19 protein-coding genes are annotated in these 19,809 nt (G+C 54.0%); 13 read left to right on the forward strand and 6 right to left on the reverse strand.

The features are described from left to right. Positions 1-2 precede the first annotated feature (2 nt). The 4 genes from L2Y28_RS08865 to L2Y28_RS08880 are packed head-to-tail and all read left to right on the forward strand — an operon-like array spanning position 3 to position 4,714. Entirely contained in the window at positions 3-2,546 is a 2,544-nt protein-coding gene (locus L2Y28_RS08865; RefSeq protein ID WP_022647863.1) for a fimbria/pilus outer membrane usher protein, read from the forward strand. Position 2,547: 1 nt separating this feature from the next. Continuing rightward, complete coding sequence (locus L2Y28_RS08870) at positions 2,548-3,495, forward strand: fimbrial protein (protein ID WP_022647864.1); 948 nt, start codon at positions 2,548-2,550, stop codon at positions 3,493-3,495. 11 nt (positions 3,496-3,506) lie between these two features. Beyond that, positions 3,507-4,019: a fimbrial protein gene (locus tag L2Y28_RS08875; protein ID WP_022647865.1), complete on the forward strand. Its 513-nt coding sequence runs from the start codon at positions 3,507-3,509 to the stop codon at positions 4,017-4,019. Positions 4,020-4,060: 41 nt separating this feature from the next. Then, positions 4,061-4,714 (forward strand): LuxR C-terminal-related transcriptional regulator, encoded by a 654-nt coding sequence (locus tag L2Y28_RS08880; RefSeq protein ID WP_022647866.1) that lies wholly within the window; start codon positions 4,061-4,063, stop codon positions 4,712-4,714. Positions 4,715-4,766: 52 nt separating this feature from the next. Here L2Y28_RS08880 and fdhF read toward each other — a convergent pair whose 3' ends face one another. The 4 genes from fdhF to ycgZ form a co-directional block, all read right to left on the reverse strand. Then, on the reverse strand, positions 4,767-6,917 hold the full coding sequence (gene fdhF, locus L2Y28_RS08885; RefSeq protein ID WP_022647867.1) for a formate dehydrogenase subunit alpha: 2,151 nt from the start codon (positions 6,915-6,917) through the stop codon (positions 4,767-4,769). A 193-nt stretch (positions 6,918-7,110) separates the two neighbouring features. Continuing rightward, positions 7,111-7,389 carry a biofilm/acid-resistance regulator YmgB/AriR gene (locus L2Y28_RS08890; RefSeq protein ID WP_022647868.1) on the reverse strand — a complete coding sequence of 93 codons (279 nt, stop codon included), beginning with the start codon at positions 7,387-7,389 and terminating at the stop codon, positions 7,111-7,113. Between the two features lie 29 nt (positions 7,390-7,418). Beyond that, complete coding sequence (locus tag L2Y28_RS08895; RefSeq protein WP_032622175.1) at positions 7,419-7,739, reverse strand: hypothetical protein; 321 nt, start codon at positions 7,737-7,739, stop codon at positions 7,419-7,421. Between the two features lie 4 nt (positions 7,740-7,743). Next, positions 7,744-7,983, reverse strand: coding sequence for a regulatory protein YcgZ (ycgZ, locus tag L2Y28_RS08900; RefSeq protein WP_022647869.1), 240 nt, complete (start codon positions 7,981-7,983; stop codon positions 7,744-7,746). 339 nt (positions 7,984-8,322) lie between these two features. Between ycgZ and L2Y28_RS08905 the strand changes: the two genes are divergently transcribed. From L2Y28_RS08905 to L2Y28_RS08945, 9 genes are all read left to right on the forward strand, one after another. Then, positions 8,323-9,543, forward strand: a complete 1,221-nt coding sequence (locus L2Y28_RS08905) for a diguanylate phosphodiesterase (protein ID WP_022647870.1) — start codon at positions 8,323-8,325, stop codon at positions 9,541-9,543. A 188-nt stretch (positions 9,544-9,731) separates the two neighbouring features. Then, complete coding sequence (locus L2Y28_RS08910; protein ID WP_022647871.1) at positions 9,732-10,460, forward strand: MerR family transcriptional regulator; 729 nt, start codon at positions 9,732-9,734, stop codon at positions 10,458-10,460. A gap of 321 nt (positions 10,461-10,781) precedes the next feature. Beyond that, positions 10,782-11,150, forward strand: a complete 369-nt coding sequence (gene sufA, locus L2Y28_RS08915) for a Fe-S cluster assembly scaffold SufA (RefSeq protein WP_022647873.1) — start codon at positions 10,782-10,784, stop codon at positions 11,148-11,150. 8 nt (positions 11,151-11,158) lie between these two features. Then, entirely contained in the window at positions 11,159-12,649 is a 1,491-nt protein-coding gene (gene sufB / locus L2Y28_RS08920) for a Fe-S cluster assembly protein SufB (protein ID WP_003857739.1), read from the forward strand. 9 nt (positions 12,650-12,658) lie between these two features. Beyond that, positions 12,659-13,405 (forward strand): Fe-S cluster assembly ATPase SufC, encoded by a 747-nt coding sequence (gene sufC, locus L2Y28_RS08925; RefSeq protein WP_022647874.1) that lies wholly within the window; start codon positions 12,659-12,661, stop codon positions 13,403-13,405. Beyond that, complete coding sequence (gene sufD / locus L2Y28_RS08930; RefSeq protein ID WP_022647875.1) at positions 13,380-14,651, forward strand: Fe-S cluster assembly protein SufD; 1,272 nt, start codon at positions 13,380-13,382, stop codon at positions 14,649-14,651. Before sufC ends, sufD begins: the two co-directional genes overlap by 26 nt. After that, positions 14,648-15,868, forward strand: a complete 1,221-nt coding sequence (gene sufS, locus L2Y28_RS08935) for a cysteine desulfurase SufS (RefSeq protein WP_022647876.1) — start codon at positions 14,648-14,650, stop codon at positions 15,866-15,868. Before sufD ends, sufS begins: the two co-directional genes overlap by 4 nt. A 14-nt stretch (positions 15,869-15,882) precedes the next feature. Then, on the forward strand, positions 15,883-16,299 hold the full coding sequence (gene sufE / locus L2Y28_RS08940) for a cysteine desulfuration protein SufE (RefSeq protein WP_022647877.1): 417 nt from the start codon (positions 15,883-15,885) through the stop codon (positions 16,297-16,299). A 97-nt stretch (positions 16,300-16,396) separates the two neighbouring features. Next, on the forward strand, positions 16,397-17,410 hold the full coding sequence (locus L2Y28_RS08945; RefSeq protein WP_022647878.1) for a L,D-transpeptidase family protein: 1,014 nt from the start codon (positions 16,397-16,399) through the stop codon (positions 17,408-17,410). Between the two features lie 61 nt (positions 17,411-17,471). On the opposite strand, the gene lpp is transcribed toward L2Y28_RS08945, so the two are convergent. Next, positions 17,472-17,708, reverse strand: coding sequence for a murein lipoprotein Lpp (gene lpp, locus L2Y28_RS08950; protein WP_001082307.1), 237 nt, complete (start codon positions 17,706-17,708; stop codon positions 17,472-17,474). 312 nt (positions 17,709-18,020) lie between these two features. Beyond that, positions 18,021-19,442, reverse strand: a complete 1,422-nt coding sequence (gene pykF, locus L2Y28_RS08955) for a pyruvate kinase PykF (RefSeq protein WP_015570703.1) — start codon at positions 19,440-19,442, stop codon at positions 18,021-18,023. Positions 19,443-19,809: the final 367 nt, after the last annotated feature.

The following is a 19,809-nucleotide window of genomic DNA, read 5'->3' on the forward strand; positions in this document are numbered from 1 at the left end:
TCATGACAACGGCATTTAATACAGTGCAGCCTGCGCGCCTGGCAATATTCATTGCCCTCGCGCTTGCGGGTTTCTCTCCCACACTGTGGGCCAGTGAGACGTTTAATACGGAACTGGTAGAACTGGATAATCCCGGAATGGGAAAAGCGGATTTATCTGCCTTTGAATCCGGCTCGCAGGCACCCGGGACGTACCACGTGGATATTATTCTTGACGAGCGGCTGCTGGAAACGCGGGATATTCGTTTCATGGCCGTGAAGGATGCTAACGGCAGTGAAACGTTGCAGCCGTGCCTGAGTATCAGGCAGTTAAAAGCGTGGGGCGTGAAAACGGCGCTTTTCCCGCAGCTCGACGCCGGGCAAGGAGAATGCGCCGATCTCAAGGCGATTCCACAGGCCAGCGCGGACTTCCAGTTTGGCGCCCAGCGTCTGGCAATCAGCATCCCACAGGCGGCCATAGATCTGCCAGCGAGAGGTTACGTTCCGCCGGAGATGTGGGATGAAGGCATTACCGCGGCCATGCTCAACTACAGCCTGAGCGGCGCGAACAGCCGGGCAAGAAGCGGGGCAGGCACCCGCAGCGACAGTCAGTATGCAAACCTGCGACCGGGGATCAACGTCGGTCCCTGGCGGTTACGCAACTACACCACCTGGTCCCGCGATGCGTCCGGCCAGGATAAGTGGGACAATGTCTATACCTTGATGCAGCGCGCGATTATTCCCCTACAAGCCCAGCTTACGCTCGGAGACAGTTCCGCCCCTGCCGATGTCTTTGACAGCATGCCTTTTCGCGGCGTCCAGCTGGCGTCCGACGACGATATGTTACCGGATTCTCTGAAAGGCTATGCGCCGGTGGTGCGCGGTATTGCGCGAACTAACGCGCAGGTCGTGGTGCGTCAGAATGGCTATCAAATCTACCAAAGCTATGTGGCGCCGGGCGCGTTTGAGATCGCGGATATGTATCCCACCGGCGGCGCGGGCGATCTTGAAGTCACGATCGTCGAAGCCGATGGCAGTGAGCAACATTTCACCCTGCCGTACGCTTCGCTGCCGGTCCTGCAACGGGAGGGGCGCCTGAAATATGCCCTTACTGCCGGGCAGTATCGATCGTATAACCGTAGCGTGGAGAAAACCCCCTTCGGGCAACTGACCGGAATCTACGGCCTCCCTTACGGCCTCACGCTCTATGGCGGCGTTCAGGGGGCAGATAAGTACCAGTCGGCGGCTCTGGGGGTGGGCAAGAACATGGGCGATTTCGGGGCGATATCCGCAGACCTCACCCAGGGCTGGTCAACGCCGGAGCATGCCGCGAAAACAAGCGGTCAGTCGTGGCGGGCCCGATACAGCAAGAATTTTATTAATTCCGGGACGAACTTTTCGATTGCCGGGTATCGCTACTCGACCCGCGGCTATTACGGGATGCAGGAGGTCCTCGATTCGTACGGCGACAGCAGCGCGCTTCAGGACAGGCGACGTAACCGTGCCGAGCTGACAATGAGCCAGACGCTGGGGGACAACCTGGGCGCGCTCACCCTCAGTGCGGCGCAGGAAGATTACTGGAATGACGGTAAGTCGATGGCTTCGTGGAGCGTCGGCTATAGCAACTACTGGCACAACATCAGCTATGGCCTGACATGGACCTACAGCAAAAATGTCCGCTCAGCGTCAGAAACCCGCGACAACCAAAAAAACGCTGATCACGACCAGCTTCTGGCGTTCAACATCAGCATTCCGCTGGATAAATTTTTGCCGCAGACATGGGCGAACTATGGCATGAACGCCAGCAGGAATAACGGGATGACACACAGCATCGGTCTGAACGGGGTGGCTCTCGAAAACCGAGCCCTGAACTGGAACGTGCAGCAGGGATACGGCACAGAGGGCGTGGGCTATACCGGCAACGTTAACGCGGACTACAGAGGCACCTATGGCGAAGCCACGGCGGGGTATGGTTATGACAAAAACAGTGAACGCCTGAATTACGGGCTACAAGGCGGCATCCTCGCCCATGCTGATGGCATCACGCTTTCTCAGCCGCTGGGGGAGACCAACGCCTTAATTAAAGCGCCTGGCGCCCACGGCGTGGATATCCGCAATCAGCCCGGTGTACGGACAGATTTTCGCGGTTATACGGTCGTGAGCAACCTTTCGGTCTACCGAAAAAACGATCTCACTCTCGATCCGGAAAATATGCCGGAGGATGTCGAACTGGAGATCAACACCCGCACGGTGACGCCGACGCGGGGAGCGGTGGTGAGAGCCGATTATTTGCCGAAGTCAGGTCGCCGGGTGCTGATGACCTTGACCGATAACGAACGCGCCGTTCCGTTTGGGGCGGTGGTCACCCTTGTCGGTGATGAGAGCAGCAGTTTTATTGTGGGCGATCGCGGTCAGGTTTATTTAACCGGTATGCGCGAGGAGGGGACGTTAGTCGCGACATGGGGGAGTCAGCCCAGCCAGCAATGCCGCGCTGATTTCAGCCTGCCGACACACTCAACATTCGGTGGGATCGCTGACATGCGCGCCTCCTGCCGTCAGGAACGTTAACATGAAATGGCTTATCGTGAATTTGCTTCTCTGTTTGCTCGCGGCGGGAAACCTCGCCCGTGCCGGTACGTGCACCACCATCACGCCGCAGCTGTCAACCCTGTCCGTGGGGACGATTAACGTGCAGCGTGATGCGCCTGTCGGCACGGTGGTCTTTTCCAGCGCGGCGACAGCCACAGGTTCCTATCTTACTGGATGTGCTAATCCGCTGATGCTGGGATTCAGCATGCGCTACAACAGCGCCACGTTGAGCAGCTACGGCAATCATGTGTACAACACTAACGTCAGCGGGATAGGCATACGCTTTTCCTCCAACGCCTATTTTGAAAACCCGAGCAATACGTTCTCGTACAATGCGCAGACCTCCTATGTCGACTGGTATGGCGGGAGGATTGAGCTGGTGGTGACTGGCCCGGTCTCATCGGGGGCGTTAACCCCGGGGGCGATCGGCGTCGTGACGCTTCAGGGGAGCGACGGCATCTATCGTGACGGCCTGACCACGCAGCTCACCGCCGGAACCATTAATGCCATGGCGTGCACGGTGAATACGTCACAGCTGACGTTTCCGATCGGGGATATCCCCGCCTCGGCGTTCGGCAACGTGGTGGGCACCACGCCAGCGGGAGCACAGAACACGCAAAACCTGGGCTTAACTTGCGCCGCCGGAACTAATATTACGGTCTCGCTCAGTGGAATACAGAATCCGGACAGCGCCAATACCAGCGTGATGGCCTTAACCGGGCAGGGGAATGCCGGCACCGCAAAAGGGGTTGGGGTGCAGCTTATCTATAACGGTGTGCCGCTGGTGATGAACAGCCGACTATTCTTGCGGCAGTCTGCCGGCGGGCAAGAGACATTGCCGTTAACGGCCCGATATTACCAGACGTTGAACCGCGTGGAGTCAGGTTCAGCAAATGCCTCCGCCACCCTTAATTTGACCTATCAGTAGCAGGTACGAAGATGAAAATAATATACGGGACACTGCTGTTACTGGCTTTACTCAGCGGGAAGGCTTTCACCGCTGATAGCGTCAACATCGGTGTGACGGGAAATATCGTTGCGTCGCCGTGCATATTTAATGGCGGGAGTAACAGCCTCGATGTCAATCTGGGCAATATTCAGGCAACCAATATGGCGACGCCGGGCTCAACATCGGATCCGGTGCCATTTAGTCTGCTGTTCACCCAGTGCCCAACGGGAACGCAGAGTGTGACCGTCTCTTTTACCGGCAGCCCCGATCCCGCGGCGGGCGCGGACTATTTTATGAACAGCGGTTCGGCCACGCATGTGGCGATAGCCATGCGCGATGCCCAAACGGGTACGCTTAAAGGAACAGGCTCTGGCATGACTCAAACTATTGGTGCCGACAGAACCGCGACAATGGCTATGCAGGCCTCGGTTAAATCCGTGACGGGTGGCGTCACGCCGGGAAGCATCAGTGCAGTTGTGGTGATGACGATGCAGTACAACTGAGCGCCGGTGATATGCCTTTTTTAAAGACGTTGGTATGAGCTATGTTAAATATTCTGATTCAGGAAACCGATCTATTTTTTCAGGCTGGGCTACATGAATTTTTCGAGGATTTTTTTAAACATAACTTTCATCGTGCCATCACATTTAACCTGGCGCTGACCCATGAAAACGTCAGTCAGGCCGATATTATTGTCCTGTCATTATGCCAGGGTGAAACACTGACCTGTTTTCCCGAGTTACTCGCCCGGCAAAAAGGGATTGTGCTAGGGTTTGTCGACGATGAACTGCGCTTTTCGGCGTTGCCCTCCTGCTTTCAGGACATTATTTTTCTCCCTCGCCGTGCATCGCTTGATCGTATCAGTGGCGTACTGTTTATCGCGTGGTTCAGGACGCAATTACCGGGTTACACATGGACTAAACATAACTGCTTCGACTGCCAGCATAAAGGGTTATCCCGGCAACAAATTCGTATTCTGGTCAATTTTTACCGAGGGCTGTCGGTAGTGCAGACCGCTCAGGCGCTGGAGATGAGCCAGAAAACGGTCTTTACCCATAAATATATGCTGATGCAAAAATTTAATCTGCGAAGCGATTACGAGCTGATCGTACTGTTGAGAAGGCTGATGGAGAAAAAGAGCCGTCCGAACCTGCTTCGCGATTACCTTGAAAATAATTATGCAGAACAGATAGCGTAAAACGCCAGCGGATAGCTGGCCGGGCAGTGATAGCCACCACCCGGCAATGCATTTAAACGTTAACCGCAGCGATCAACCGCGTCTTCATGGTCTGGTACGCAGAAGCCGCAAAATCCTCCGCCCAGCGCTGGTCCTCGATCGCCTCCATCTGCACGGCGCAATATTTCGTTTCAGGCGTTCTGGAGATCGGGTCTAGATTATCCTGCGTCAGCTCATTACAGGCGCCAATCCACCACTGGTAGGTCATATAGATTGCTCCCGCATTGATGCGCTCGCTGATGCTGGCGCGCGTGATCACTTTACCCCGGCGTGAACGTACCCAGACCAATTGGCCGTCGGCGATCCCACGCTCATCCGCGTCGGCCGGGTTCATTTGCACCCGGCCCGGCTCGTCGGCCAGGCTTTGCAGCGCCGCGCAGTTCCCGGTCATTGAGCGACAGGAGTAGTGACCGACTTCGCGCACCGTGCAAAGTACCAGCGGGTATTCCGTATCCGGTGTCTCGGCCGGAGCGCGCCAGGGGGCAGCAAACAGCTGGCCTTTGCCAGTGGGGGTGTCGAACTGATTATCCCTGTACAGATAGGGTGTGCCGGGATGATCAAGGGTTGGGCAGGGCCACTGGACATGGCCCATCTCGCCCATTTTTTCGTAGGTCACGCCGTAGAAGAGGGGGCACAGCTCGCGCATTTCGTCCCAGATCTGCTGGTTATTCTCGTAATGCATGGGATAGCCCATCTCCGTGGCCAGCAGGCTGATGATCTCCCAGTCGCGCTTGACGTTGCCGCTGGCCTCAATGGCCTTGCCAAAACGCTGGAAGCCGCGATCGGCACAGGTGAACACGCCAGCATGTTCTCCCCATGACGTGGCAGGGAGCAGTACGTCAGCCACCTCTGCCGTTTTGGTCATAAAGATGTCCTGAACCACCACAAAATCGAGGGACTCAAAGCCGCGGCGGACCAGGCCCAGATCGGCTTCTGTCTGAAGCGGATCTTCCCCCATGATGTAATAGGCTTTGATCTTACCTTCCAGCGCGAGATGCGGCACTTCGGTGATACGCGTCCCGACGCGGTCGTCCATCCGGCTGACATTGATTTTCCACGCATCGGCAAATTTCAGTCTGACCGCCGGGTCAGTGACATCCTGGTAGCCGGGGAACATATTGGGCAAAACGCCCATATCGCAGGCACCCTGAACGTTATTTTGCCCGCGAACCGGACCTACGCCGACGGCAGGGCGGCCCAGGTTGCCGGTGAGCAGCGCCAGGCTGGAGAGACCTTTCACCACATCAACCGCCTGACCAAACTGCGTAACGCCCATTCCCCACATTACCGTTGCTGAAGGCGCCGCCGCGAACATGCGCATTGCCTGACGAACATCCCGCGCGGGAATGCCCGTCAGATGTTCAACCTGCTCGGGTGCGTAATCTTTTACCGTCAGTCGGTAAGCCTCAAGCCCTTCTGTGAAGCGGGCAACGTAGTTTTTGTCGTACAGTTCCTCTTCAAGCAGGACATAGCCAAAGGCATTGACCAGCGCCATGTTACTGCCGTTTTTCAACTGAAGATGAAGATCGGCAATGCGTGCCGTTTCAATATGACGCGGATCGCAGACGATGATTTTTGCGCCATTTTCACGTGCTTTAAGCACGCGTCGGGCGACGATGGGGTGAGAGACGGCGCAGTTATAGCCGAACACCAGCAGGCATTTTGAGTTTTCAATATCGTTAATGGAATTGCTCATGGCACCGTTGCCGAGGGTCTCCTGTAAACCGGCAACGGACGGACCGTGACAGACGCGGGCGCAGCAGTCGACGTTGTTAGTGTTCAGCACCGCACGGGCAAATTTTTGCATCACATAGTTGGTCTCATTGCCCGTTCCTCGCGAGGACCCCGTGGTCATAATGGATCGAGGGCCGTACTGATCTTTGATGCTTTTAAGCCTGTGAGCAGTATAGCGAATGGCCTCTTCCCAGGTAACAGGGGTAAAGGACTCACCTTTGCTGTAGCGGATCATGGGCTGCGTCAGACGGGGGGTAAGCAGTCGTGTGTCGTTAAGAAAGTCCCAGCCGTAGAATCCTTTCAGGCAAAGCGTGCCCTGATTGGTTACGCCATCAGCGGCTTCGGCACGGATAATCCGGTTATTTTTCACGACGAGGTTTAGTTTGCAGCCTGCACCACAGTAAGGGCAGACGCTGGCGATTTTTTTCATCAATAACAGACCTGTTAAGAAATGAAGCAATGTTTACTGGAAAGCCCAGTCCCTTAGCGGACTAAGCAGGATCCATGCCACATTCAGCGTGCTTGATTAACAGGGCGTCAGGGAAGAGAGGGTGTGTCATCGTCAGTCTGTTCGTCAGTATTGACGATGACACGCTATCCGTAGGGATGGGAAGGGAGAGGCGTTAAAGATCGTCCATGGTATAACCGACAACAATTTCCAGCGTCTTGCGGATCACATCCGCCTTAACGACATCGTCGGTAGTTTCCAGCGTCTGGATCAGCCAGAGAATGATCGCTTTGTTGGTCAGATGACCTTCAGAAGCGAGAACACAACGAACCGCAGTCGAAAAAATGGCAGACTCTTCAGCAAAGCGATCGCCTGCGTGACGGAAATACTCCGACAACGCGCTATCTAAAAAGGCGGAGTGGTATTCGGGTTGAAGCTGAATATTTTGTCTCATTTGTTCTCACCGTTGCTGTAAAGTTGTAGTCAATGCATCTTTTTGGGATCGGACGGTTTTCCATTTCCAAATAACGGCACTACATTGTCTCGATTATTTTTGAGAGATCCCTCTCTCTGTATTCGTCCTTGTGCGGTTCTGCGACCTTTAAAAGCGACAGTGCCTGTGCTGATTTCAGCTATCACCCTCGCTAATGTCTCCCGCCGCTGGGGATCCGTCTCACAGGCTTGCATGTTACGCAGACGCTGAACCAATCCCTCGGTCGTCACGGGACCGCGCTCCTTCAAAAGTGAAAGAGCGGCTTCTCCAATAAGCTGGTCGATCAGTCGGTCCGCATCACTGCTGTTCATAACATTAACGTTCGAAGAGCAGACCAAGAAGCAGGTGATAATGATGTTCCTCTTCCGGACCATTGGCCCTTTCAAGGCGACTCAACAGTTTTGTGCAGAGCGATTTGCGATTCAGATTCCGCCCATCGCTAAGGATTTCAACAACAACCTGACCCAGGGTTTCCTGTTGGGTTGGAAGCGCGGCTTTTTCGAAGTACTGCGCAATCGCTGTTGCTGAGTCTGCGACGTATCCGTTCTGCTGCATGTTTCGCTCCTGTAAAATTCTGTAATCAGTAACGTTACATTTAAGGTATACATAATTTTCAAATCTGTACATTTAAAATGTACAATTTTTTAAATATTTTATTATATATTTTATAAAGTGTTTATTTATCATTGTGTTATGTGTGCACACTTTACTGCGTGATTCACAAAATATATTGTACAATCCAAAGCGGCGTCGCAGAGTTGTACAAGCTTGGGAAAGGCGCAAAGAAGCCGTGTAAATCGTTGAGATGTAAATTATTTGTTGGGAAATTAATGTGCTATAACAGAGTTCTCCCCACGTGTTTTCGTGGTCACCCCCTCAATCTTCAGGATTAGCATGCTCACAACCATCATTTACCGCAGTCATATCTGCGAGGACGTTCCAGTGAAAGCGCTGGAAGACATGGTCGCTGCTGCAAATTGTAGAAATCGCCAGTTCGATGTGACGGGGATTTTGCTGTTTAACGGCACACACTTTTTTCAGTTACTTGAAGGGCCCGCTGATAACGTTAAGGAGATCTATGAGCTCATTTGCCGTGACCCAAGGCATCACAACGTGGTCGAATTGTTAAGCGATCACGGGCCTTCAAGACGTTTTGGCAATGTGGGTATGGAGCTCTTCGACCTTCGTCAGTACGACACCAACGAAGTGCTGCAACAGGTTCTTGATAAAGGCACAAGCCGCTATCAGCTAACCTATAACGATCGCGCCCTGCAATTTTTCCGCACCTTCGTTGAGGCCACTGAAAAAGCCAACTACTTTGAGCTGCCTCCGGCTGACGCCTGGGAGTTTGTCATCGAAAACACGCCGTTATCCTCCCAGCCGACGGTAGTGGCAAAGGGAGCGGACTGTAGTTTCGCGTTTCAACCTATCGTCGATCCGTTTATGCAGCAGGTTGTTTCCTGGGAAGCCCTGATCCGCACGCCGTCCGGTGAGTCCCCGGAAAGCTATTTTGCCAACCTGTCGCGTGAGGCGCTGTACGAATCGGATCTGAAGAGTAAACAGGTGGCTTTGTCGATGGCCAGCGCGCTGGGCCTACAGACTCAAACCTTGTCCATTAATCTGCTGCCGATGACGCTGGTCAATGTTCCTGGCGCCGTCGATTTTTTACTGACGGCAATTGAGGCGAACGGTTTTGTGCCGGAGCAAATTGTAGTCGAGTTCACCGAGAGCGAGGCCATCTCGCGCTTTGAAGAGTTCACCAGCGCGGTCAGACAGCTTAAAAGCGCCGGGATCAGCGTGGCCATCGATCACTTTGGCGCGGGATTCGCCGGTCTGCAACTGCTGGCTCAGTTCCAGCCGGACAGAATCAAGATCAACCGTGATTTGATTGCTAACGTGCACAAGAGCGGCCCGCGTCAGGCGATCATTCAGTCGATCATTAAATGCTGTGCGTCCCTGGAAATCCTGTTCTGTGCGGTAGGTGTAGAGCTGGCTGAAGAGTGGATGTGGCTGGAATCAGCCGGGATTTCTCAGTTCCAGGGGCACCTTTTCGCCAGCCCGCGCCTGGGGGGCATACCGGCGATTGCCTGGCCCGAGAAAAAGTACGATTTATAAAAACCTGTACGTAACTCTTAATAGTGACCTGTACGTACGGCTAAATTTATACAACAATACATTAACGAGTGAGGGGTTCTTTGAGCCATTCACTTGTCTCATAACGAGGAGTTAGTTATACAAATGATTTGTACAATCTGATAAGGTTGGTTTGGTTAGGTATGGAAGTATTGTGCGTGAGGGAGTTAATGGCCTATTACAGTATCGGCGAAGTGGCCGAACGATGCGGTATCAACCCCGTTACGCTGCGTGCCTGGCAGCGCCGTTATGGATTGTTGAAGCCGCAGCGAAGTGAAGGGGGTCATCGTCAGTTTGACGATGAAGATATCCTGCGTATCGAAGAGATCAAACGCCTGATGAAAACGGGTGTTTCGGTCGGTAAAGTAAAAGCGCTTCTTGAAAATACAGAAGTGATAACGCATGGGAACTGGGCATCGTTTCAGGAAGAGATGTTAACCGTTCTGCGCTATGCCAATCCGGCAAAACTGCGCGCCAAAATCAGTGAGTTCCGCCGCGACCATGCGATGGATGTTCTGATAGATAACATCATCACCCCTGTGCGTCAGCGAATGAATCAGGATCAGAATACGGTGCGTCATATGGCGAGCCTGCTCGACGGTGTCCTGATTGAGTTTGCCGTTACTAGCCTGGTTGAATCACGAAAAAAAGCAGGTAAAGATGCGCTACTGGTTGGATGGGAGTGCGACGACCGTACGCATTTGTGGCTGGAAGCGGCCCGTCTTGCCTACAAGGGCTGGCATATCGACGTGCTGGCTGAACCGATTGATTCTCCACGTCCGGAACTTTTCCCTGGACAAAAAATTTTCGTCTGGACCGGTAAAGCACCTACGCCTCGTCAACAGGAGCAGCTCGACCACTGGCGTGAACAGGGTTTCGCCGTCTCGTTCCATCACTGATGTTAAGGGGTCCGTCAGGGCCTTTTTGTCTTTTCGAGTCCGCTTTCTTATTGGAAGATAGCTATCTTAAAAATAGGTATTTTCAATACAATTTTTATTATTGCCCGCCACCTTACCGCCTTTCTTATGAAATGCATTATTTATCAATGTATTGAACAAAACTAACCCACCCATCCGCATCCCGTCACAGGGTCTATGCTTAATGAAAGTAGCCAAAAAGGGCGGTTTAGCCCAAAGCCCCTGCTCGCAGGGGGTTGAAGTGATAATCGTTATCACTAACATGGTGTTATGCCCTGGTGGCTTATCAGATGAGGTGGACCTATGGAACTGCATTCAGAAACCTTCAATCCGGCCGATTTTGCCTGGCGTGGCTTAACGCTGACGCCCGCGGCGGCGGCGCATATTCATGAGCTGGTGGCAAAAAATCCCGACATCCTCGGCGTACGCTTAGGCGTTAAGCAGACGGGCTGCGCGGGATTTGGCTACGTGCTGGATACCGTAACCGAACCCAAAAAGGACGATCTGGTCTTTGAAACCGACGGTGCAAAGTTATACGTCGCGCTACAGGCTATGCCGTTTATCGATGGAACCGAAGTCGACTACGTTCGGGAAGGTTTAAACCAGTTATTCAAATTTCATAACCCGAAAGCCCAGAACGAATGCGGCTGCGGCGAAAGCTTTGGGGTATAGGCGGTACTATGTCTCGTAATACTGAAGCAACGAGTGATGTAAACACCTGGAGCGGCGGACACCTCAACTATAAAGAGGGTTTCTTCACGCAACTGCAAACTGACGAGCTGGCGAAAGGCATCAACGAAGAGGTCGTGCGCGCCATTTCGGCGAAACGTAACGAGCCGGAGTGGATGCTGGAGTTTCGCCTGAGCGCATTCCGCGCGTGGCTGGAGATGGAAGAACCCCACTGGCTGAAAGCGCATTACGATAAGCTGAACTATCAGGATTACAGCTACTACTCCGCGCCCTCATGCGGCAGCTGCGATGATACCTGTGCCTCGCAGCCCGGCGCGGTACAGCAAACCGGTGCCGAGAACAGCTTCCTGAGTAAAGAGGTGGAAGAGGCCTTCAATCAGCTCGGCGTGCCCGTGCGCGAAGGTAAAGAGGTGGCGGTGGACGCCATTTTTGACTCCGTCTCGGTGGCAACCACCTACCGTGAAAAGCTGGCGGAGCAGGGGATAATTTTCTGCTCCTTTGGGGAAGCCATTCACGATCACCCGGAGCTGGTGAAAAAGTACATTGGCACCGTGGTACCCAGTAACGATAACTTCTTCGCGGCACTGAATGCGGCGGTGGCGTCAGACGGCACCTTTATCTACGTGCCTAAAGGTGTGCGCTGCCCGATGGAGCTCTCAACCTATTTCCGCATCAACGCGGAAAAAACCGGCCAGTTTGAACGCACCATCCTGGTGGCCGATGAAGGCAGCTACGTCAGCTATATCGAAGGCTGTTCGGCGCCGGTGCGCGACAGCTACCAGCTGCACGCGGCGGTGGTAGAGGTGATCATCCATAAAGACGCGGAAGTGAAATACTCTACGGTACAGAACTGGTTCCCGGGCGATGGCAACACCGGTGGTATTCTGAACTTCGTCACCAAGCGTGCGCTGTGCGAAGGTGAAAACAGTAAGATGTCCTGGACGCAGTCAGAAACCGGCTCCGCCATTACCTGGAAATACCCGAGCTGTATTCTGCGTGGCGACAACTCCATCGGTGAGTTTTACTCCGTGGCGCTGACCAGCGGTCATCAGCAGGCCGATACCGGTACCAAGATGATCCACATCGGCAAAAACACCAAATCGACCATCATCTCCAAAGGGATCTCTGCCGGTCACAGCCAGAACAGCTATCGCGGGCTGGTGAAAATCATGCCGACAGCCACCAACGCACGTAACTTTACCCAGTGCGACTCCATGCTGATTGGTGCGGACTGCGGGGCGCATACCTTCCCCTATGTCGAATGCCGCAATAACAGCGCCCAGCTCGAGCATGAGGCGACTACGTCACGTATTGGTGAAGATCAGCTGTTCTACTGCCTGCAACGCGGGATCAGTGAAGAAGATGCGATTTCAATGATTGTTAACGGCTTCTGTAAGGACGTGTTCTCTGAACTGCCGCTGGAATTTGCCGTTGAAGCCCAGAAACTCCTCGCCATTAGTCTTGAACACAGCGTCGGTTAAGGAAAGCACATGTTAAGCATTAAAGATTTACAGGTTAGCGTGGAAGAGAAAGAGATCCTGCGTGGGCTCAATTTTGACGTCAAACCGGGTGAAGTTCACGCCATCATGGGGCCAAACGGCTCCGGGAAAAGTACGCTTTCAGCGACGCTGGCAGGACGCGAAGATTATGAGGTCACCAGCGGCTCCGTTGAGTTTAACGGCAAGGATCTGCTGGAGATGTCGCCTGAAGAGCGTGCCGGTGAGGGCATCTTTATGGCCTTCCAGTATCCGGTGGAAATCCCGGGCGTCAGCAACCAGTTCTTCCTGCAAACCGCGCTGAACGCGGTGCGCAAGTATCGCGGACTTGAGGCGCTGGATCGCTTTGACTTCCAGGATCTGATGGAAGAGAAAATCAAGCTGCTGAAAATGCCCGAAGATCTGCTCACCCGCTCGGTGAACGTGGGTTTTTCTGGCGGTGAGAAAAAACGTAACGATATTCTGCAAATGGCGGTTCTTGAGCCGGAGCTGTGCATTCTCGATGAAACCGATTCAGGGCTGGATATTGATGCCCTGAAGATCGTTGCCGACGGCGTAAACTCTCTGCGTGACGGTAACCGCTCATTTATTATCGTGACTCACTACCAGCGTATTCTGGACTACATCAAACCGGACTATGTCCACGTGCTTTATCAGGGGCGCATTGTGAAATCCGGTGACTTTACGCTGGTTAAACAACTGGAGGAGCAGGGTTATGGCTGGCTTACCGAACAGCAGTAATGCACTCCAGCAGTGGCACCGGCTGTTTGAAGCGCAGGGTGGAGCGCGCTCTGAACAGGCTCAGCACCATCTCCAGCAGATGCTGCGTCTCGGTTTACCGACGCGTAAGCATGAGAACTGGAAATATACCCCGCTGGACGGCCTGCTGAACGGCGAGTTTGTCACCCGTCTGGCGCAGGTTAGCCCCGGTCAGCGCGATGTGCTGGCGCTGAGCGTGGATGCCGTGCGTCTGGTGTTTGTAGACGGGCAGTTTCGTGAGGAACTCAGCGACAGCGTACAGGAGAGCGGGTTCGATATCGCCATTAACGACGAGCGCCAGTCGTTGAGTGCTCCGGTCCAGCCTGACGTCTTTCTGCACCTCACAGAGAGCCTGTCTAAGTCTGTCACCCATATTCACGTTAAGCGTAACCAGCGCCCGGCGAAACCGCTGCTGCTGATGCATATCACCCAGGGTGTTGAGGGCGGCGAGATCAACACCGCCCACTATCGCCACCATCTCGAGCTGGCAGAAGGGGCAGAAGCGACGGTAATTGAACATTACGTTAGTCTGAACGACACCCGCCATTTTACCGGCTCGCGTCTGACGATGAACGTGGCGGCCAACGCCCAGCTGCACCATATCAAGCTGGCGTTTGAGAATCCGCTCAGTCACCACTTCGCCCACAACGATATTCTGCTGGGCCAGGATGCCGCGGCTTACAGCCACAGCTTCCTGCTTGGCGGCGCGGTGCTGCGCCACAATACCAGCACCCAACTGAACGGTGAGAACACTACGCTGCGTATTAACAGCCTGGCGATGCCGGTGAAGTCAGAAGTGTGCGACACGCGCACCTGGCTTGAGCATAACAAAGGCTACTGCAACAGCCGTCAGCTGCACAAAACCATCGTCAGCGACAAAGGACGTGCGGTGTTTAACGGCCTGATCAATGTGGCGCAGCACGCCATCAAAACTGACGGGCAGATGACCAACAACAACCTTTTGCTGGGACGTCTGGCAGAGGTGGACACCAAACCACAGCTGGAAATTTATGCGGACGACGTGAAATGCAGCCACGGCGCAACGGTCGGGCGTATTGACGATGAGCAGATGTTCTACCTGCGCTCTCGCGGGATAGACCAGCAGGCCGCGCAAAAGATGATTATTTACGCCTTTGCGGCTGAGCTGACGGAAGCGCTGCCCGATGGCGGACTTAAACAGCAGGTGCTGGCCCGTATCGGTCAGCGGCTGCCTGGAGGCGAAGCATGATATTTCCCGTAGAGAAAGTCCGGGCAGATTTTCCGGTACTGACCCGTGAAGTGAACGGTCTGCCGCTGGCCTATCTCGACAGTGCGGCCAGCGCGCAAAAACCGAATCAGGTGGTGGATGCGGAAGCCGAGTTTTACCGCCACGGTTATGCGGCGGTCCATCGCGGGATCCACACTCTGAGCGCCGAGGCGACCCAGCGCATGGAAAACGTGCGCACGCAGGTTGCGGCGTTTCTCAACGCGCGTTCGCCGGAAGAGCTGGTGTTCGTGCGTGGCACCACCGAAGGGATCAACCTGGTGGCTAACAGCTGGGGCAATGCGCAGGTGCACGCGGGGGATAACATCATCATCACCCAGATGGAGCACCACGCTAACATCGTGCCCTGGCAGATGCTCTGTGAGCGTGTGGGGGCGCAACTGCGGGTGATCCCGCTAAACGAAGACGGTACGCTTCAGCTTGAACAGCTGGACGCCCTGCTTGACGACAGAACGCGGCTGGTAGCGGTGACCCACGTTTCAAACGTGCTGGGGACGGAAAATCCGGTGGCGCTGATCGTCGACAAAGCCCATCAGGCCGGTGCGAAAGTGTTGATTGATGGCGCCCAGGCGGTGATGCACCATGCGGTTGACGTACAGACTCTGGACTGCGATTTCTACGTCTTCTCCGGGCACAAGCTGTATGGTCCGACGGGCATCGGCGTGTTGTATGTGAAGGAGGATATTCTCCAGGCCATGCCGCCGTGGGAAGGGGGCGGGTCAATGATTGCCACCGTCAGCCTGACGGAAGGCACAACCTACGCCCGAGCGCCCTGGCGCTTCGAGGCGGGCACGCCGAACACAGGCGGGATCATCGGGCTGGGCGCGGCCATTAGCTACGTATCTGAAACGGGGCTGGCGGCGATTCAGGAGTACGAACAGCTGCTGATGCAATATGCCTTGCAGGAGCTTGCCAGCGTCCCGGATCTGACCTTATATGGCCCTGCTGACCGTCTGGGTGTGATAGCCTTCAACCTCGGCAAGCATCACGCTTATGATGTGGGCAGTTTCCTGGATAATTACGGCGTCGCCGTACGTACCGGGCATCACTGCGCGATGCCACTGATGGCGTATTATCAGGTACCGGCCATGTGCCGCGCATCGCTGGTGATGTACAACACAACGGAAGAGGTCGACAGACTGGTGGCGGGACTGAAACGTATTCACCAGCTGCTTGGCTAACGGAGAGGCGTGAGATGGCAGATTTGCCGGACAGAGATAAATTGCTGCGTAACTTTGGGCGTTGCGCAAACTGGGAAGAGAAATACCTTTATATTATCGAGCTAGGTCAGCGCCTGCCGCCGCTCAGCGAAGAGGCGCATAACCCGGACAACATCATTCAGGGCTGCCAGAGCCAGGTCTGGATCCAGATGCAGCAGACGGATGATGGCGTAATCGATTTACAGGGTGACAGCGATGCCGCCATTGTGAAGGGGCTTATTGCCGTCGTATTTATTCTTTATCACCAGATGTCGGCGCAGGATATTGTCGCCTTTGACGTTCGCTCGTGGTTTGAAAAAATGGCCTTAACCCAACACCTCACCCCGTCCCGCTCCCAGGGACTGGAAGCGATGATCCGCGCCATACGCGCCAAAGCCGCAATCCTTAGCTAAACTGACAGAACAGCATTCATTCTGTTTCGCGGGGTGGTTTCCACCTCGCTGGTTTTTCAGCTTTCTGACGTTTGGTCAGTGAATAAGGAATCTCAGCATGAAGCGCGCGTCTCTAATAACTCTATTACTCCTTGGTTCGCTCAGTGCTGTTAATTCAGCCAGGGCGGTTGATTATCCTTTACCGCCCGCAGGCAGCCGCCTGATTGGGCAAAATCAGACATACACCATTCAGGAAGGCGACAATAAGCTCCAGGCTATCGCTCGTCGGTTTAATACCGCCGCACAGCTTATCCTTGAAACCAATAATACCATTGCACCGGTAAACCCTGCGCCAGGAACGGTCATTACCATTCCTTCCCAGATGCTGCTCCCGGACACCGAGCGTGAGGGCATTGTGGTGAATCTGGCGGAGCTGCGTCTTTACTTCTATCCGCCTGGCGAAAATATCGTGCAGGTCTATCCGCTGGGTATTGGTCAGCTTGGGCTGGAAACACCGGTCAGCACCACCCGTGTGAGTCAGAAAATCCCTAACCCTACCTGGACCCCCACAGCGGGCATCAGAGCGCGCTCACTGGCGCAGGGCATTAAACTGCCGCCTGTGGTACCCGCAGGGCCAAATAACCCGCTGGGGCGCTTTGCGCTGCGTCTGGGCATCGGGAATGGGGAATATCTTATTCATGGCACCAGCGCGCCGGACAGCGTAGGGCTGCGGGTCAGCTCGGGCTGTATGCGAATGAACGCGCCGGATATCAAAGCGTTGTTTGAACGAGTGCGCGTCGGCACGCGGGTGCAGATTATCAATGAGCCGGTGAAGTTCTCCGTCGAGCCGGACGGCAAACGTTATATCGAGGTGCACAGGCCGCTGGCGCAGGCTGAGGGCGAAAACCCACAGACGGTGCCGTTCACGCACTCGGCGGCGTTTACCGCCTTCGCAGCGGAATCAGGTAGCGATAAAACGCTAATCGACAAAGCTCTGGCGCGCAGAGCCGGGATCCCGGTTGCCGTTTCAGCAGGCAATGGTTCGTCAGCCAGCAATTCTGTCCTGTCGGTTCAGAACAGTCGTGTCTCAGCGGCGGTGACGGAAGGCGAGGGAGAGAAAGCGCTTCAGTAGAGGTTTGACGAAGGCAAAAAAAAATGGCGCACAATGTGCGCCATTTTATTAACAGGTACTATTACTTACGGTATTTAGTAGCCTGGTTGTCCAGACGCTGGTTAGCGCGAGCTGCGTCGTCTTTAGCAGCCTGAACGTCGGAACGCATTGCGTTCACGTCGTTGCTCAGCTGGTCAACTTTAGCGTTCAGAGTCTGAACGTCAGAAGACAGCTGATCGATTTTAGCGTTGCTGGAGCAACCTGCCAGCAGAGTAGAACCCAGGATTACCGCGCCCAGTACCAGTTTAGTACGATTCATTATTAATACCCTCTAGATTGAGTTAATCTCCATGTAGCGTTACAAGTATTACACAAAGTTTTTTGGGTTGAGAATATTTTTTTGATGGGATTACGCCTATTTTTGATCGTTCGCTCAAAGAAGCAACGAAATCGGCAATTTTGACGAAAAAGCTATGTTAAAAAAGGCATTTTTCATCGGATTCATCTTAGATAAATCGCGATTAAATAGAAAAACCCGATTTGCTTTTTGAATAGTTCTGGTTAATGGCGGGAATAAAAAAAGCGCCCCGAAGGACGCTTTTTAACAAAACAATAATTTGTTCGTGAAATATTACAGTACGTGGACAGATGCAGTGTTGGTTGTACCGCTTGGTACCAGTGCACCAGAAACCATAACCACCACGTCGCCTTTCTGAGCCAGGCCACAATCAACCAGTTCCAAAGCCACTTCTTTACCCAGACGATAGAAATCATCGGTAGAGGCAATCTCTTTCACCAGGTGTGGGATCACACCTTTGCTCAGCACCAGCTGACGCGCGGTGGTTTCGTTGGTGGTCAGCGCCAGAATGGTCGCATCCGGGAAGTATTTACGCACGGCACGCGCAGATTTACCTCCCTGGGTCGCCACGACAATCAGTGGGGCTTCCAGTTTCTCGGCGGTTTCTACCGCACCACGGCACACGGCTTCGGTGATGCGCAGTTTACGGCTGTCGTTGTTGTAATCCAGACGGCTTTTCATCACGCGGTCGGTACGCTCACAGATGGTCGCCATGATGCCGACCGCTTCCAGAGGGTATTTCCCTTTTGCAGATTCGCCAGACAGCATAACGGCATCGGTACCGTCGAGGATGGCGTTCGCCACGTCGCCGGCTTCAGCACGGGTAGGGCGTGGGTTTTTGATCATGGAGTCCAGCATCTGCGTTGCGGTGATAACCACTTTACGCGCGCGAACGCATTTCTCGATCATCATCTTCTGCGCGAAGATCACTTCTTCAACCGGGATTTCTACGCCCAGGTCGCCACGCGCTACCATGATACCGTCAGACGCTTCAAGGATTTCGTCGAAGTTGTTCAGGCCTTCCTGGTTTTCGATCTTGGAGATGATCTGAATGTTCTCACCGCCGTGCGCTTTCAGGTGCTCGCGGATCTCAACCACGTCAGAACGTTTACGGATGAAGGACGCCGCAACGAAGTCCACACCTTGTTCGCAGCCGAAGATCAGGTCTTGTTTGTCTTTTTCAGCCAGCGCTGGCAGAGCAATGGACACACCCGGCAGGTTAACGCCTTTGTTTTCGCCCAGATCGCCGTTGTTCAGCACTTTACAGATAACCTTGTTACCTTCAATCGCGGTCACTTCCATGCCGATCAGGCCGTCATCTACCAGCACGGTGTTGCCAACGGACAGATCGCTGGTGAAGCCTTCGTAGGTCACGGCAACGATTTCGTTATTACCTACAACGGATTTGTCGGTGGTGAAGGTGAAGGTCTGGCCCGCTTTCAGGGAAACGTCGTTACCGCCTTCCAGTTTGATGGTGCGGATTTCAGGACCTTTGGTGTCGAGCAGGATTGCCGCTTTTTTCCCGGTCTTGCTCATCACGTTGCGCAAGTTCTGAATACGCTGACCGTGTTCAGCATAGTCGCCGTGGGAGAAGTTCAGACGCATCACGTTCATGCCGGCATCCAGCATTTTGCTCAGCATCTCTTCGGATTCGGTTTTCGGGCCGATAGTACAAACAATTTTCGTCTTTTTCATGACAGTCTTAGTCTTTAAGTTGGGAAGGATATGGAAATCTCGCTCCGGGGGCGCACCGCCGCGGAGTCAAACCTGTGTTGCGAAAGAGTATATGACACGCACTAAGAATAGGTGACATCAAATGACCGTGCAGAAGAAAGTGTGCCTGAGTGCCAGCCCAACGAAGGAGAGGAGAAGTTGTACGTTGTTTTTTGTATTCCAAGCGCTGAAACCATTCACCAGGGATTTGGCGCGCATTATACGCTGATTCACAGTAAAAAGGAAAATGGAAACAGCGTTTCAAAAACAATCTGTGCAGATTCACATAAGTTTGTTATCAAGGCGTTAAGGCCTAATGTCATCTTATGACGGCAGGCGCAACGCCCGC

The sequence above is a fragment of the Enterobacter sp. JH25 genome, assembly GCF_021725435.1.
Lineage (GTDB): Bacteria > Pseudomonadota > Gammaproteobacteria > Enterobacterales > Enterobacteriaceae > Enterobacter > Enterobacter intestinihominis.